Origin of the sequence: Dyadobacter sp. 3J3 (assembly GCF_009801115.1) — a bacterium.
In the GTDB taxonomy this organism is placed as follows: Bacteria; Bacteroidota; Bacteroidia; order Cytophagales; family Spirosomataceae; genus Dyadobacter.
In genome coordinates this window covers 63647-80969 of sequence record NZ_VTOL01000013.1, presented here as the reverse complement: position 1 = coordinate 80969, position 17323 = coordinate 63647, and the positions used below count along the sequence as shown (strand labels likewise).

10 protein-coding genes are annotated in these 17323 nt (G+C 43.6%); 1 reads left to right on the top strand and 9 read right to left on the bottom strand.

The features are described 5' to 3' along the window. Positions 1-40: 40 nt before the first annotated feature. The 9 genes from FZF08_RS24615 to FZF08_RS24575 form a co-directional block, all read right to left on the bottom strand. A complete protein-coding gene (locus tag FZF08_RS24615; RefSeq protein WP_159474979.1) occupies positions 41-1717 on the bottom strand; it encodes a sodium:solute symporter family protein in 1677 nt (558 codons plus the stop codon). Beyond that, on the bottom strand, positions 1714-3234 hold the full coding sequence (locus FZF08_RS24610; RefSeq protein WP_159474976.1) for a glycoside hydrolase family 88 protein: 1521 nt from the start codon (positions 3232-3234) through the stop codon (positions 1714-1716). Before FZF08_RS24610 ends, FZF08_RS24615 begins: the two co-directional genes overlap by 4 nt. Before the next feature lie 40 nt (positions 3235-3274). Beyond that, on the bottom strand, positions 3275-4732 hold the full coding sequence (locus FZF08_RS24605) for a GH39 family glycosyl hydrolase (protein ID WP_229216684.1): 1458 nt from the start codon (positions 4730-4732) through the stop codon (positions 3275-3277). 61 nt (positions 4733-4793) lie between these two features. Then, on the bottom strand, positions 4794-6674 hold the full coding sequence (locus FZF08_RS24600) for a heparinase II/III family protein (protein ID WP_159474971.1): 1881 nt from the start codon (positions 6672-6674) through the stop codon (positions 4794-4796). 6 nt (positions 6675-6680) lie between these two features. Continuing rightward, positions 6681-8630, bottom strand: coding sequence for a DUF4861 family protein (locus FZF08_RS24595; protein ID WP_159474968.1), 1950 nt, complete (start codon positions 8628-8630; stop codon positions 6681-6683). Next, entirely contained in the window at positions 8630-10096 is a 1467-nt protein-coding gene (locus FZF08_RS24590; RefSeq protein WP_159474965.1) for a GH39 family glycosyl hydrolase, read from the bottom strand. The genes FZF08_RS24595 and FZF08_RS24590 overlap by 1 nt, the downstream gene beginning before the upstream one ends. 30 nt (positions 10097-10126) lie before the next feature. Continuing rightward, positions 10127-11185, bottom strand: coding sequence for a glycosyl hydrolase (locus FZF08_RS24585; RefSeq protein ID WP_159474962.1), 1059 nt, complete (start codon positions 11183-11185; stop codon positions 10127-10129). 102 nt (positions 11186-11287) lie between these two features. Continuing rightward, positions 11288-13000: a RagB/SusD family nutrient uptake outer membrane protein gene (locus FZF08_RS24580; RefSeq protein WP_159474960.1), complete on the bottom strand. Its 1713-nt coding sequence runs from the start codon at positions 12998-13000 to the stop codon at positions 11288-11290. A gap of 13 nt (positions 13001-13013) precedes the next feature. Then, entirely contained in the window at positions 13014-16067 is a 3054-nt protein-coding gene (locus tag FZF08_RS24575; RefSeq protein ID WP_159474958.1) for a TonB-dependent receptor, read from the bottom strand. Positions 16068-16350: 283 nt separating this feature from the next. Here FZF08_RS24575 and FZF08_RS24570 point away from each other — a divergent pair, with 283 nt between their 5' ends. Next, positions 16351-17088, top strand: coding sequence for an IclR family transcriptional regulator (locus tag FZF08_RS24570; RefSeq protein ID WP_159474956.1), 738 nt, complete (start codon positions 16351-16353; stop codon positions 17086-17088). Positions 17089-17323 lie beyond the last annotated feature (235 nt).

Genomic DNA, 17323 nt, shown 5'->3' with positions numbered 1-17323 from the left:
ATTGTTAATGCCTGAATGTATATAGATGATGTTTTTCATTTCAATGAATCTGGCTTATCGGTTTTTTGGTCGTTTCCTTCTTTTTTATTTTAAATAGAAAAAACGAAGCAGTTAAGCACAACACACCAGCTGCAATGGCCATTTTTCCGCTATAAACGCCCATAGAAGGAATACCAAGTACCGCAAAAAGCAAGCCCGTGCTAGCCAGCGCAACGCCATATAACCTCCGAAGAATCGGTTGCATCGCATTGGTTGTCGAATTTTTTACCCTTGAAATCGGGATTTCCAGCTTTGCGAAAAAAGCAGTTACCCGATGGTTATAAGCCTGGTCTTTACTTTTCAGAAGCCCCGATAACCAGAAAATAAGGAAACAGGCAATCATCTCGATGAGTGTGGCTATTTCCCATGATAGCGATGAAAAACCATTTAATACCAAACCAATAATTACACCGCCCATAACGGCGCCGATGGCACCAGCCGGATTGGGTTTACGCATCAGAATCCCGAATACCAGAGGAATGACCATAGGAATAGCAAATAGCCCGGTAAATAGTTTGTTGGCTTCAAAAGCTCCTCCAAATCCGCCGACAAAAAGGGCCCCAACAGTCACCATCAATCCCAGCGCAACTGTCGATGCCCTGCCCATTAGCAGGAGCTGTTTTGAAGTTGCATTGGGATTGAACAGTCGTTTGTAAATATCGCTGGTAATCACGCTGGCTGTCACATTGTATTCGGCACTCAGCGTCGACATCGTTGCGGCAAACATCGCCGAAATCATCAGCCCCATTAACCCTTGCGGCAGTAACTTCAGACAAATACTCACATAAGCCATTTCGGGGTCTTTCAGCTCGGGGATGACCACGCGGGCAGCAATGGCGGGCAATAAAAAAATGATCGGGAACAACAAAAATAAGGACGCTGATAACCAGCCCGTTTTACGTGCATCCGACTCTGTTTCTGCGCTGTAAAAACGCTGCATGAATGCCCAGTTTCCGCAAAATTTTATTAAAACCATGATGTAATACACAATCAAATAGGCAGGTTGTCCCTTTGGGCCATTGAAAAAGGTCATGTGCTCGGGCAATTGTGCGCTCAAACTGGAAAATCCTCCCGCTGCCTGCAATGATAGCGGCAACAAAATGACGGTTGCCAGTCCCAAAATGATACATTGTACCACGTCTGTCACCACCACAGCCCACAAACCACCAGCAACCGTATAGAGTAAAACTACTATACCGCAGGAAAGAATGGCGGTTTCGAGCGGAATTTGGGTTGCTGTGGCTACAAAAAGTCCAATGGCGTAGAGTTTGATCATTTCATCCAGCACCTTAAATCCTACCCCTCCCCACGAAAGCATTTGTCGGACCGGCGCATTGAACCGCGTTTCAAGAAATTCCACAGGACTCATGATACCGGCTCTTTGCCAGCGTTTTGCTAAAACCAAAGCGGCAAATACAGAGGGTGGTACGGAGCACCAGATCACCGTCAAAGCCACTAACCCGTGACTGTATGCAATTCCTGCATAGGCAACAAAAATCGAGGTGCTGAACATCGTCATAAAATTGCTGATGCCATTTGCGACCCAGGACACAGAATTTCCGCCCTTGAAATAATCGTTGATATTCTTCACATACCGGCCCAGATAAATACCGATGCCGGATACCATGACCATATACAGAAGAATGGCTGCGTAATCGAGCGTTTGCAGTTTGTTCATTGCTTTGTCATATTTAAATGGGCTAAAAACCCAAGGGTATAAGGCGAAATAATTCTGAATCCGTTTTCTTGTAAGGCATCTCCACCCTTGTTGACCTGGGCCGTACCTGTCAAATATCCGTCTGCCGTAAGGTAAGACAAAAGACCATTTTCAGCTTTCACAGCACAGGCTTTCACTTTTTTATCAACCAAACCGTGCTGAAAAGCGTAGCTGAATGCGGCTGCGATCCCTGCCGTACCGGAGGTTTCCAAACCGGTTTCTGGTTTGTGGAAAAAGCAGTACCATAAACCATTGGGCTGCTGATATGCCATGACCTTTTCGGCAGCTTTTTGGAAAGCAGTCCTGATCACTGTTTTTTCATCGCTTTCGGGTAAATGGGCCAGGGTTTTCACCAATCCCAACAGATACCAGGCCACTCCGCGTCCCCAGTTTTCAAAATACAGTTCGCCCTGCTCGGTGCCGCGCTGGTAAATACTGTTTCCTTTTTCAAGCAGTGTGATCCTTGCCATCAGGGTTTGAATGGCCAGCTGTGCCAATTCCGGTCTGTTCAACGTTTTTGCAAGTACCGCAAGCGGGTAACTTACTGTATAACATTCCTCTGTTTTAATGATCCGGTTATTTCCCGTTCCGTCTGCGATTACACCGTTTGCATTGGCATGATTTTCACAAAAAGCAACAGCCGTTTGAAGCAATGGGTGGGTTGGATTCGTCTGTGCTAAAATCGCAAAGGGTAATATCGACTCTACCGTATGGATTTCTTTAACCGTTTTGATATTATTTAAATTGCAGTATACCAGGCTATTTTGGGCAAAATACAGATCCAGCTGTTGCATTAAAACGTTCCTCGCCTGAGTAGCATGCTGACTCAGCTCTAAAAGTCCGTCCCAAACAATGCCTTGCTGCCAGCCAAAAGTCTGTATGGATCCCAGCGATAGCAGGCGATCTTTCCAGCGGTCCGGAGATCCGGTATCTTTTTTTGTATTTTCTTCATAGGTCAACAAGTGTGGCAAATAGGATTTTGGCGCCGTGTTCGAAGTATTATTTGCATTAAAAAACCAAAAAGGTTTTGTCCCTTTTATCATTTTAACGGTGACTCCTTCTGCAAAAACTGCTTTTAGATCTTCACGGGGAATTTGTAATTCAAAGGGCTGTAAAAGTGCGGCAAAACGCATATCCCAATCGGCGATTTTTTTACCGGTAACGGAGGTTCTCACTTCCAAAATCAGCTCTTCACGCACATCCGTCGCACTGGTAAGACGAAGCAGGGCAGGACCATTTATAGAAAAATCCGACTGTTTCCACGATAATTTCACACCTTCGCTCTCTGCTGAAATTTCACCGAATCCCCATTCGAATGGAATGTATTTTCCTTCCGGCAAAGTCGCTGATGCGCCTGTGACCGTAGCGATCAGGTATGCGTAAACTTCTTCCCGCTGCAACTTCCCAAAAGCGGAGGCTGAGGCAAGTAACGATGCAGAGGCAGCGAGCATTTCACGACGGGTTATTGAGAAGTTCATTAACAATTTTTTTATGAGCGATTGAAACAGCCTGGCCTTTTTACTTAAAAATAATTACCGATTTATCTGCGATCAAAACAGGCGAATCATATACCGGGACGTTCTTGAAAATGTACTTATTTCCTTTCACGCTGTACTGATCCTGCGGGATTTCGTATACGCCGCCGGTGAGCATATTTACATAAACCGGATTTTCAAAATTGCCATTCAGAACAGTAAAATTGATGTTTCTGGTCGCGTTCGAAGAGGTTGGGATATACTCATTATTCCAAATCGTAAAAACCTGCTTTTTCGAGTTTTTATGTTCGTAGGCGTAAACAGCGAGACTTCTGTCGGTTCCTTTGTTATAGCGCACTTCACCCTTTCCGATGGTTGCATTGGTGTTGTGCGTGTCTTCCAGATCCTTGATCCTGACCAGCTGATCGTCAAAAACAGAAGCAACATTTTGCATGGCATAATAGGCTATTTTTGGGCGAATGGCTCTTTTTGAAGTATCCGACTCTATAATGCCTTTTACATTCATCTTTGTGATCGGCCCACTGGTGGCGCCGTAGTTCATTTCAATGATCCCCAGGATGCTTGATTCGATGTCATGACCCAAATCGCCCAGCATTCTCCGGATGTTCCATTTTGCCTGAGAAATTTCGGACCAGTCATAATCTCCGATAGCTCCTCTGTTTCCGCCACCGAAAGAAGGTGAGCCGTTTTCGCCCTGGCGCAACTTTACCTGCGGCGCATATTTGTCCAGAACCAGTCTCAGTTCGGCCACCTTACCATAATTGGCATCGGGATTATAGACATAGTCATGGTAGGTCATGTTGTCGAAAAGGTTCATTTTTCCTTTTTGATGAATGGTTTTGAAAAAGGTATCGGCATATTTCACGTTGATATGCCCCATCGCCAGGCCGGATATTCTGGCTTTCGGCTGAATCCGTTTGATGATCTCTGCAGTCCTGATGTTCAGCTCCGCCACTTTTTCCGGCGTATTGATCTCATTATCTCCAAAATTTGGTTCGTTCCAAACTTCCCAATCTGTCACTTTATCCTTGTACCTTTCCACCAAAGCCGCTACCCATTTATCCCAGGCTTTCAGCGCCTCATCGGAAGATGGAATCCCTGCACTTAGATTGATGCCGCCGCCACCTTGATAAATCGTATTGCCGTAACCGGTTTCTAACCAAGGCTGTAAACCTCTTTGGTGTGCATCGTCAATGATTTTATCTAACCAGGCCCAGTCATATTGCGTTTTTACCTTTTCGGTTTTCGCCCAACCAGCCTGCATTCGCAATTTTTTGATACCCAGCGGAACAAGATATTCTTTGTACTGTTCATAATCGGTTAAATCACGATCCAGGGTTTCACAGCCAATAATCCAGTTGGAACTGTTGATTTCAGTTGCTTTTTTGGATTTTAGGGTGCCAATTCGCTTCAATGGGATTGAAAAATCCGTTTTTACACGATTGGCAGATGTGTCAATTTTTTGGGCAAAAATTGACATGTTGCAAAAAAGCAGTGGCACTAAAAGTAATTTTAAATATTTCATTGGTTGGATGACTTTGTCATCTATTAGTAATAACTGAATTGACTTTGATAAATAACATTCCTTCTGATTTTGCAGGTGTTGTCTGCTTTATTACAATCCGTTTCAATCCTGGATTAGGGGAATCCTGCAAATTTTTGGGTGCCGAAACATCTTCTATTTCTATGGAAATACCACGCAGGGTAAGTGGCTGCTCTATCAGCAGTTCCAGTGATTCTCCGTCCTGTTCCAACAATAAACCAGATGCCGTTTTACTGACATTTGCCATGGTGATCCATTGCCAGGCAACGTCTACGGTGGCATCTTTGGTCGTCCATTCGTCAAGAATTGAAACCGATTTATCCGCATTGAGCAAAATAGTCCTTTCTACTTTTTTGACTTTTTTTGAATATAAGCTGGTTAAATCAACCTTGTTTCCTATGGCTTCGGTTTTTGTTTTTAGCACCTTGATGGTTGCTTTGCCATCAATTTGTTGATTCCCGCCATCGAATCGGAGAATATTGTGACTTTCTGAGCCAACTCGAAAAGTGGTCCAACGACTACTGGATTGGCTGTAATTCCATAAGTCAATTTTGGCAGCGCGCATTTTATCGTAATTTTCAGTGCCTAAATCTACGGCCCATCTAACACCCCTCGCCTCTAAAACGAAGCTCCCAACATCCATGTGTGCGTGGGAATAGTCAGGCGTCCCGCCTTTAATTGTCACATAGACAGCCTTTGGATCGTTCCACATCGACCTCATTACGCCCAAATCCAGGTTACCCTGTGAGGTATAATGTTTTGTTAGGGACTTTTGTTTGTCATTCCTTAAATCTGGTACCCACCACAGTATCTCCAACGGAAAATGACGGTTCAAAGACACGTTTTTTGGTACATTGGCATCCGTGTCTTGTTGTAGACCTTCTTGTATTTTTTTTATTTCGTCGGCTACTAAATCTGACCTGTTTAGTTCTTTACCAAACCAAAGCATGATAGGTTCGTTTAGATTTTCAACATGATAATCAGAATAATTAAACTCCTCCCCGATGGTACCGAGCATGTGCTTTTTGTAATCGGCAGTTTTCAAAAACCCTTCTTTTTTTTCCAGATCGAAGCTTGTGCCAACGACTGTGCGTAAGGCTTCTATGGCTATTACATAAAAGCTGGTGCCATAAGACCAATAACTGGGCCCTTCGGGATACGCTCCGTCGGGTTTATATTCGTTACCAGCAATAGGCAAATACTGGATCGCCCGCTCTACTATACGCCGCGACAACTCCGGTTCTGACTCAGCGATGGACAGCGCTGCAACAGCAAGCCCTCCGTGGCAAACTGGATTCCAGTTAAAGGTTCCATTGAGCCAGCTTTTGTTGATATTGCTTTCTTTCACTTCTAATGACGGCAAAAGGGCATTTCTAACGATGGCATTTTTTACTTTTTCTCTTTCCTTCAAACTTAATTCGTCATAAAGCCAATCAAAACCAATCCCTGCCGCCAATGCTCCTTCGCCCACGTCTAAAAAATGACCCGGACACCAGTCGGGTAGTTCAGCAATTTCCATCAGCTCATTTCTGGCCCTTTCAAAATATTTTTTTTCGCCAAAAACCCTGTATGCCAGTGACAATGCCAAAATCCTTCCCTGTACTTGTCGCATGGCACCAAACTTGAATCCCTGACTTGGGTACATAATTTTATCGGCCACTAAATATTGATCAGCTTCGTTTTTCAGAAGTTTCAAAAGTTGAATGGATGTTTCATCTTTTTGCGATTTCAACAAAGTGATCTTGGTTTGGTTAGCAAATAGTCGTGGATGTTCAGGTAGATTTTGCCATACGGAGTCAGCCAACTTTTCTGTCTGGGCAAATGAGCCGGAAAAGCAAAACAATAATCCCAATAATATATACTTTAATTCTTTCCTCATTTCAAATCAATAAAATGCCAGTGTGGATACATAATCCAGCCAATCCTGCCTGGTCTTAAACTGCGGCGCTTTGCTCCAACCTGCGCCCACATAATACGTTATCGGCTTGCCCGATTGGGCCTTCAAAAGAATATATTTTTCTTTTTCATAATCGACAAAAGCTTTGAAATCAGCAGGTTTTACCCTAACCGTAGTGCCTAACGCTCCATTTTGAGGCAGATAGGATTCCCAAAGCGTAAGTGTACCATTTTTTCCGTCACTTATGATTTCAGGTTTATTGGTATAAGAAATCCCCAAAGCAATCGTCAAGGCCTCTTTTGAATCCGTCATAAACGTGCTGGTTACCTTGCAAAAGTTTGTTCCCATTTTCAGGCTGATGACCTTCTTTTCGCTCACCTTGACGCCGTCGGCATCCCAAGCGTCAAAATTGAGTTCAAAAGAAACTTCTTCTTCGGTATTTTTTAGAATCCGGTGTGTTGCATAAGGCTGAGAGATAAAAGGCTTTCCATTTCGCCAGATAGCCGTTCCTCCCAAGCCTCTTCCGTAGGCAACATGATAAAAATCGTTACCTTCGCCGTGGTCTTCGTGATACGACTTGCCCATGTTATTATCGTTATACCATTTTGAAATAATGGGATAATTCACCGATTTTGTCCAGATATCAATACCGCTGCTCACTCTGTTTTTCACCGGCGGACCATATACCCGGAAGGCGATACGGTCGTTTTCCCAGCAAATATTTCCGTTGGCTTCCGGCATGTATCTTACATAAGCCTGAGGTTTCACCGGTTTATCAAAATCGGCGACATAACAGCCCATGCTTTTTGCAGGCGTTATTTCCTTTATTCCCATCTTGGCAGCCTGGGCAAATGCCAACACGACCGGCCCGAATGCATGAATATCGTTGCGTTTCCAGGCATGTTTGATGTAATCTTTTTTGGTGCCTTTTCCCGGACAAAGACAGCCAATGGTTACGTTACTTATGGATCCATCGGAGGTGATGTAAGAAGTGTACCCGCTCAATCCTTTGACGAATTGCGGTAAATAAGATTTGTCAATAATGCCTTTTTCAATACAAATGCCTAAACCAAACAGCATCAAGCCACTACCCGAAGTTTCTACATAAGAGGTGTGTTCGGTCATTTCCTGGTTCCACAATCCTTCCTGATTTTGGTATTTTAGAACAGCCGTAAAGAAACTTTTGGCAAGCTCGTTCACTTCTTTTTTCTTTGGATGGGTAGCCGGCAAGTCCCGCACGAGAAATGCCAGCGCAAAAGCGCCCCAACCATTTCCGCGGCTCCAGTTGTCTTCCGAAATGGTTCCCAATCCCTGAAAACCTCTGCCCTGATGAATCAGGCTGTTGGTATCTTTCAGGATTTTGAACATTTCCAGAGTTTCAAAAACAGCCAGATCTACGTATTCGGGCTTGTTCATGCTCAAACCTGCGTACAACATGTAAGGTGTCACAGCAAAAGCGCAGTCAATCATAAATTGATCGAGGCTGTCTTTAAGCCATGGAGCAGTGAGTAACCCCTCGGAGGTACGTTTTTGGTTTTTGAACATTTTATCGGCAAACTCCTCAGTTTGTTCTTTCAGTTTGTCCGACTTTTTTAAATAATTCAAATATGCCACCCCACTTCCCCCGGCCTCGTAACTGATAAAACTTCCTCGTCCCTTGATTTCTTTGGTTTTGAATTTTTCGAAGATCTCAATGGTTCTGTTCAAGGTTTTCGGGTCTTTTTGTAGAACCGCCAGCTCGCTCATTCCCTGCATAAATAGTATTCCGCCATAAATTCCCAGATCAATTTCTTTCAATCCTCTTTCCATAGCGATTTCAGCAATGGCTTCTGTACCAATGGATTTCGTGGACTGCGACAGCGTGTGCACGGGATGTGTGAAACAGATCGCGAGTAAACCAAGAAGTAAGAAAATGCGCTGTAATAATCTGACTTTCATTATTTGATCAAGGTTAGCACTGATTTTTCGGCAATTAGAACAGGCGAATCGTACATCGGAATGTGTTTGAACGTATATGTATTTCCCAATTTAGACCAGTCTGATTTGGGAATGTCATAAACGTGTCCTGTCATTAAATCCACCCAAACAGGTTCCTTGAAATTACCATTTTCAACCACAATATCAGTGGGCACAGTGATAAAGGAATTAGCTGGCGTTTTGCCATTCAGCCAGAGACTTATTACTTGTTTTTTCGTGTTTTTTTGTTGGTAGCCAAATAGCGAAACTGACTCGTTAGTGCTTGCCCTCGCCGAAAAATCAGGTATCAGTTCCAATGAATTGTCAAAAACGGAAGCCAGATTCTGAACGGCATAATAAGCTACTTTGGGGCGGATAGCAGTCTTCGTAAAATCCGATTGAATGAGACCTTTCATGTTCAAAACAGGCGGGTTTCCTGCGTAGGCAATATCGATGATCGTAAAAACCGATGTTTCTATATCTCTTCCCAAATCGCCTAACAACCGACGCATATCGTATTTGGCCTGGCTGTACTCTGTCCAGTAATACTTATCCAAAGCATAATTTGGAATATAACCCGACGGAGCGCCGTTTTCGCCTTGTCTTAAAAGCAGTTTTTTTGAGTACTTTTCAATCGTTTTCTTCAAATTCATTACTCCTTTGTATGAATCCTCTGGCCGGTAATCGTAACTGTGATAGGAAATCCAATGAAATAAATCTAGCTTTTTCTTGTTGCTAATTACTTTCAAAAAGCGGTCTAAATAAACAGTATCGGTGTGCGAAGCAAAGGCTAAACCCGCGATTTTAGCATCGGGCTGAATCCTTTTTATAATTTCGGCAGTACGAATATTTAAGTCCGCAACGGTTTCAGGTTCATTTTTTTGACTGGGATGGTCAGGCTCGTTCCAAACTTCCCACTCAAACACTTTGCTTTTGTAACGGGTAACCAATGCTTCAACCCAGCGATCATAAGCAGCATAACCTTCGGGCGATGTGGGCATACTGTTTAGCAAGCCTTTTGCGCCGCCACCTTCATAAACCGGATTTCCATAAGAGGTTTCTAACCAAGGCTCCAATTTGTTAGCTACTGCGAAATCAATGATTTCATCCAGCCATTTCCAGTCGTAAAGCCCTTTGACTTGTTCACATTTGGCCCAACCCGCTTGTAATCTTATTTTTTTTACCCCCAAAAGAGACAAATAGTTTTTGTAGGTATTAAAATCTGTAAAATCTCTGTCAAGGGTTTCGCAGCCGACGGTGATGCGGGAGGATTCGATTTCTTTTGTCGACCGTGGTTTCAGCGTTCCGATTTGTTTGTAAGAAACCGATAAGGGTGTTTTTACCCGCTCTGTGGAGGAATCCACAAATTGCGCAAATGAACTTTCAATTATCAACTGAAAAACAAAAAACGTCAATCCAATTATTGTTAAATATTTCTTTTTCGGCATAGCACTGAAAGTATTTATAGTATTGATTTCTTATTTCATTTTATCCAGCGTAATCGCCGCCGGATCGTTCATCATTTCCTTAAAATTGAGATTGTCTTTAATTCCCACTTTGGCATTTGTCCAGCTGTGCCACTGTAAAAAGTACGCCGCTTTGCCTTTAAAGGCATTCAAAACAGCCATTTGATCAAACTTGCCGTAACCTTCATTTGACGGCCCAATTTCTCCGTTGACCACTATTTTGTTCAACTTCTTTAGAGCACCGTAATCCTGAAAATCGGGCGTTTTTGAATATATATCCGTACCAACCAAATCCACGTAGGCATCTCCCGGATACATGACATCGACGGGTGGAACCCAGGTACCCGGTGCACTTGGCGAGTAAACCCAAAGCAGATTATCAAGTCCGAATTCATTTGTAAATGTATCGTGCATATCTCTCCAAAGCATTTGATAATCAGCTTGATTGGTAGGATTTTTGCTGTTATTAATTCCCCACCAGAACCAGTTGCCATTTACTTCATGAAAGGGTCGCCAGAGCACGATCACTCCGGCGTTTTTCAGTTCTTTCAAAGCAGCACCCACTTTTTCAAGTTCATTCCGGTAATTCGTCCGGGCCGGGGATGCAACCGCTGATTTCAGTAATTGACGAACCTGGATGGTATCTTTATTCGTTTCAGAATTCCAACGGACATTATAGCCATCTTTCCAGGGATTATCCGCGTGCCAGCTGATCGTTACCAATCCTCCTTTTTTCCAGTGCTCTATCGCATACTGGTTGTTCAGGCTGATGTTGACATTCGAAAAATAGCCATATTCCAGACCTAATAAGGCAGGGTATTTTTCTGTAAGATCATAAATGCCTTTAAAATGTTTGGCATAATCAGCGGCTATGTTAGCAGTCTCGCTGCATTGCTGACCGATGATCACCTGATTATTTTCAATCACTTTTTTAAGATAATCAAACACAACTGACCGAGTGCGGTTGGCCGCTGCGGGCGTCTCAACCTGCGGAACAAACTGACTCTCCGGGGTGCCACTGCATCCGATCAAAATGACCCAAATGGCTAGTACATGCGTGATCTGCTTCATGTTTTTTTATTTTGTTTTTCTGTAAACAATCGCATGTGTCCTATTACCCGTTTCACATCATTCTATTTTCAACCAGAGAGCTACAACTCATAAAAAGCCCTGTCAATACCCAGGATTTTGTTCCAGTCTAGCATCCTTATTGGCCTGTATTTCTGAGAATGGAATCGGAAACAAAGCATGGAACGTCTGTATTGTGGGGCCGCTTAGTGCATTGTATTTCTTTACCCTCTCTACCAATTTCCCCATCCGGGAAAGCGTAATGCGGCGGTCTTCTTCGTACATTAACTCTCTGGCCCGTTCATCCAGGATGTAATCCAGCGTAACTTCCGTAGCGGTTACAGGCTTGGCTTTCGCCCTGTTACGTACCAAGTTTATGTCGGCGGCTGCGGATGCGGAATTTCCTTTAAGTAAATAGGCTTCTGCTCTCAGCAAGATTGTTTCCGGGAGACGGATCATATACATATCCCTGAACGTAGCGCCGGCCGAAGTTTTCAAGGTCAGTTTTGTTTGGTCTTGTACTACTCCAACGGGGTGCTGCCCTGGTGTCGTAATTTTAGATGGATATGGGAACCAACGCCATCTGCTTGTGGCATTATTCCAGTTAGGTGCCGGAAAGTCGAGCAAGCTTTTACCAAAAAACTTCGTTGAGAGTGGATTGGTATAGATAAAATCCCTGGGAATATTAAATGGTGATGTTCTGATATCCGTGACCGAAGCATCCAATTTGCGGTTATCATTTTTCGGGTCTAATCCCCAAATCTCGTAAGTCCAGTAATCAGTGGGCTGAACAAATCCAACGCCTCTGCCACCCGAATTTAAAGTAGAAGCTGACAAACCGTCAATCAGACTCGCTTTTCCATCAGGATCAACGATGGAAAATGTAGCCGGGCTTGCGGATCTTTCCAAGTTATTCAAAGCACTCCCTGATGAAGTCAATACGCCACCAATCACATCCAGCTCGTACTGAATTACCCAAATAGACTCTAAATTACCTGACTTGCGGTTTTGATTGCCAACTCTGAATAAATCGTAATAAACATCACCAGGACTATTTCTCAAACTGCCAAAACGTTCGTTCATCAGTTTCAGATTCGATTTTTCGATTACTTCGGTTGCCGCCGCGATTGCTTTGTCGTAGTCTTTCAGGGAAATGTATGTTTCTGCCAATAAATGATTGGCAACTGCTTTGCTCAATTTTCCGTCTTTTACGACATCTACATTGGGCAGGTTCGTTGCTGCATCGGTGGCATCGGCAACGATTTGTTTCAAAATTTCCTCTTTGGGTGCCCTGGTAAAATCACTTTTCGGGTTGCTTATTTCTTCAATAATCAAAGGGACATCCCCGAATAAGTGAACCAGTTTGAAATAAGCATAGGCCCTGAACAATTTGGCTTCGCTGCTGAATGCGGTCTTCTGAACATCCGTAAGACTTGCCGTTGCGGATCTTGAAATAATGGTGTTGGCATTAGCGATAATTTTGTACCAACGAATCCAGTGCTGGTTTGGAATATTGCCCTGGGGAGTTAATGCCACTGCGTAACTTCCCAAGCGGTCGGGTGCTAAACGTGCGTTAAAGGCCAGGTCCGTCCCCAAAACTTCTGAATAAAGGGATGCGCCGCCATCCACGCTCTGAATTGCCCGAACCCGGGCGTATAAGTCCGTGAGAGCAGCGTCAAAGTTACCTGCGTTGATAAAAGAGTTTTCGGGGCTGTAAAAATCCAAAGGTTCTTCCCGCAAAAACGGCTCCTCTTTACATGCTGTGAAGAGCAGCACACCAAGTGCAAAAAGGAATGGTCTAGATATTATATTTTTCATGAGAGATCGGAAATTAAAAGGTGATTTCAAGGCCAACAGAGTACGATTTCAGCACGGGAAAAGCATTGATGGAAGTTACGCCCAAAGCCGTATTGACCGTCGAGCCGTCCACTGGTGTTAATGTCGTGTTCGTTTCCGGGTCCCATCCCTCCCATTTGGTGAAGGTGAAAAGATTTTTCCCGCTCACAAATATTTTGGCATTGGCTGCCCTGATTTTCCTGGCCAGTTTCTCGCTGAGGCTATATGATAAAGAAATGTCTTGTAACCGTACAAAATTTCTTTGAACGTATTGTCTGGCAAAAGCAGGCGAGGCTATCCAGGGGTTTGGATATTTCCCGTTCGGATTACGTGGTGACCAATAATCTGTAAAATCAAACCAGTTTGAGTTGGTGGCATTGCCCGACGTACCGTTGTAGCCATAAGGATAATTGGCACTCAAATAGCTATTTTTACCACCTTGCACGGAGTTGATAAAGGCCCGAAGCGTAAAGTGTTTGTAGGATACCGTGTTTTGAATACCAAACTGGTATGCGGGCTCTGTATTGCCTAAAATCTTTCTATCGTCTGCCGCCGTGATTTTTTGATCGCCATTTATGTCTTCCAACCTATACGTTCCTGCCTGGAAACCCGCCAGCTTTTCATCGGCCAATTGGTAAATGCCCTGCGTATTGAAGTCGTAAATGGTTCCAATTGGTTTTCCGATAAACAGACCACTTGATACGAGGTCATCTTCTACACCATCACCGTTGTTGTCCTCGCCTAAAATCGTAACAACTTTATTGCGGTTTCTGGTAAAGTTAACAGTTAAATCCCATGTCACTACCTTGGTTTTCACCGGCTGTCCGTGCAACATAAATTCTATCCCCCTATTATTTATCTGCCCCAAATTGGTGAAGACATTGGAGAACCCGGAGGTCTGCGGTAGTGTTTTTTGCCAAAGCAGATCCTTGGTATTTGATGTGTAATACTCGATATTTCCATCAATCCGGTTGTTCAAAATCGCAAAATCAAGCCCAATATTGATGCCCCGGGTTCTCTCCCATTTAAGGTCTTGATTGGCCAGAGAAGATACGGACCTGCCAATAGAGGTAAGTCCCCCGTCACCAAAAACATATTTCGAAGCATCATCGGCACTCACGCGGGCCAGCGAGCTGTAACGACCTACTTTATTACCGTTTTCGCCGTAACTTCCTCTAATTTTGAGATATTCTATTCCCGGAACTTTGAAGAATTTTTCTTCCGAAATGACCCAGCCTAATCCGATGGAGGGGAAAATACCCGTTTTGTTCTTCTTCGAAAACCCGCTGAAACCGTCCCGGCGAACCGTTGCCTTGACCAGGTACCGGCTGTTGTAATTGTAGGCTATACTTCCCATTTGGTAGAGCAAAGCCTCTTCCCAGGCTTCCGAAGATATTTTCTGGATTCCGGCTTGCTGCAAACTGTTGTAAGATAAATTCAAGTCTGAAAATCCTGTGCCTGAGGCTATTGTCCGGTTGAATTTCGAGGTATTGTAGCCATACACTGCCGTTGCATTGATATTGTGTTTACCAAAGCTTTTGGTGTAATTAAAAATATTATCTAGCGTTTGATCATATTGCGTTGCATCATTCTTTGAAGCAGACCCTGTTTGGCCCGCACCATAAATGCTGGAAGCATAGTTTTTGAAGAATTTCAGGTTATGTCCAAAATTCAATCGATAACTAAAACCTGTCACGCCCGGAATGCGAAAGATGCCATAGAAATTACCTACAAAGCGACTTTGTACCTCATAACGGTCGTTTTCGGCGGCCAGAAATGGATTTGTATTAAAATCTCCAATCGGATTGATATTGTAATTTCCGTTTGCGTCCCTAGGCGTTACCAGTGGGCTGGTACCCACAATCGAATTCATATCAGGCGCATCTTTGAAGAAGTTGGTAAAAGATCCCGAAGTGTTTGCTCCCAGCGTAAGCCATTTGGCAACTTCCGTATCCAGATTGATACGCATGGTGTACCTGGAATAATCGTCATTTTTGATGAACCCTTTTTCATTGGTATAACCGCCTGACATAAAATAATTCGTCTTCTCAGAACCGCCGGAAATACTGATGTTTTGGTTATTGATCAGTGCGTTTTGGGTGAGTTCTCCATACCAGTCATAATCATTGCCAGCATTGAATCCTGCCAGATTTGGAGGCAGGAACTCTGAATTTGCAAAAGTCCAGGCTGGATCAGCGACCGTATAGCCTGATTCCTTGGTGAAGGCTTTCAAGTAGTTAATATCTCTTACCTTTTCTAGAAACGCATCCCTGCGCAGCAATTTGGCATTGACTGTTGGCGAAGAAACTGCATAACTACCTGAATATGTAATCGATGGTTTGGTGGCTGACCGGCCTGTTTTGGTCGTTACCAATACCACACCGTTTGCCGCCTGTGAACCATAAACTGCTTTACTGCTGGGGTCTTTCAATACGTCCACACTGGCCACATCGGCGGGATTGATGTCTGAAAGTCGTCCGTTAAAAATTATTCCGTCTACGATAATAAGCGGAGCTGTGTTGCCATTCAGTGTGGAAGTACCTCTGATATTGATCGATGGTTCATCCCCTGCCCGGTTGGTCTGGCTTATCGTTAAACCTGGTAATGAACCTTTTAGTGACTGTAAAATGCTGACGTTTGGAGATTCCTTAAACGCAACAAGGTCAGCAGATGCTATGGAACCCGTGAGGTCTTTCTTCTGCTGCGTACCGTAACCCACAACTACTACCTCATCGAGCGCTTTATTATCCTCTTTCAGAGTCAGGTTAATTTTGGATCGGTTGCTGACCGCCACCTCCTGAGAAAGATAGCCGACAAAGGAGAAGACAAGGACGGCATTAGGTTCCGTAACATTTACCTTGAAAATACCTTCTACGTCAGTCGATGTACCTTTTTGGGTACCTTTTACTACCACGCTAACCCCAGGCAGCGCCTGCCCCTGTTCATCCGAAATCTTGCCTGTCACTTCCTGCGCAACAGCTAAACCAGTCCAGCACATAAGAGCTGTGCAGAGCCAGTATTTTGTCAGGTTGGTAATGAATATTTTCATAAGTCCTAGGTTATACTTTAACAATGATAAATTATACTATCACATTGCAAGATTATTATATTTTTATTTATCAACCAAAAAATCCAATAAAAATATTTCCTGGTAAAAATAATATGGATTTATAAACCTGGAATTATACAATAAAAACTAGCTGAATAGTTATTGAAAATCATTTGGTGCTTCAAAAAACCATATATTTAATTTTTTCCTTCAATTCAAAACAGGTTTGAAATAAATTTTTAATTCCAATATTTTTTTACATTTACTCTCACATTGATCAAGTATGGTACAAGTCGTCATAAAAGCACTGGATATTCTGGAACTCGTCGCGCAGCGCAACGGGCAGGCAATTTCACTGACCGAGATTTCTGATGAACTTCAATTGAATCAGGCTACGGCCGCCAACATCATCAAGACACTCGCAGAAAAGAACTATCTGGAGCACATTGGAAAAAAGAAAGGATATCGTCTCGGGCCTGCTGCTTTTCAGCTTACCAATGAGGTTGCCTATGGACAGAATCTTGTCAATGCAGCAAAGGACGAGATGGAAAATCTGACAGCCAGATTAAATGAATCCTGTATCCTGGGTACGCTAAGGCACTATAAACGCTACATACTACACGTTGTAAACAGCAATCAGGATATTCAGGTGCGCATTCGTTCAGAACGCAGCGTATACGAAACGGCAAGTGGCAGATTATTGCTTGCCTATCTGCCTGAAAAAGAACGAGAACGATTCCTGCAACAAAATGGCCTCCCCGACACGGTTACATGGGAGGAGGCAAGTTCGCCAGAGGGCTTACTGTCCGCTTTGGATTACATCAGACAGGAGGGACTTGCCATGACCCATTTCAAACATACACACCTGCTAGGATTTGCGGTTCCTATTTTCGAAAATAAAGTTGTCGTTGCCGGACTTAGCATATTTCTTCCTGAATATCGTTTTTCCGCATCCCGTAAAAGGGAAATCGTGCAAGCTTTGCGGGAGGCAGCGGAGTTGATTACCAGGAAGTTGTCGTAAAGATTTAACAAAATGACCAATACCTGATTCTCAAAAGTCCTTTACTCAAACATGACTACATGATACTTATGCCCTTTCAGTACGGTTTGCTCCGTAGCGTTCACGGGGGGTGGAGAATTCGAAGCTAATAATCACCAAAATTCAGAAATTGAGGAAAGGCAGCCACTGCTGAAATTAACTAGATCAGGTCAATGATTTATAATCGGATGACCAAGGCATCTGGATTCTTCCAATA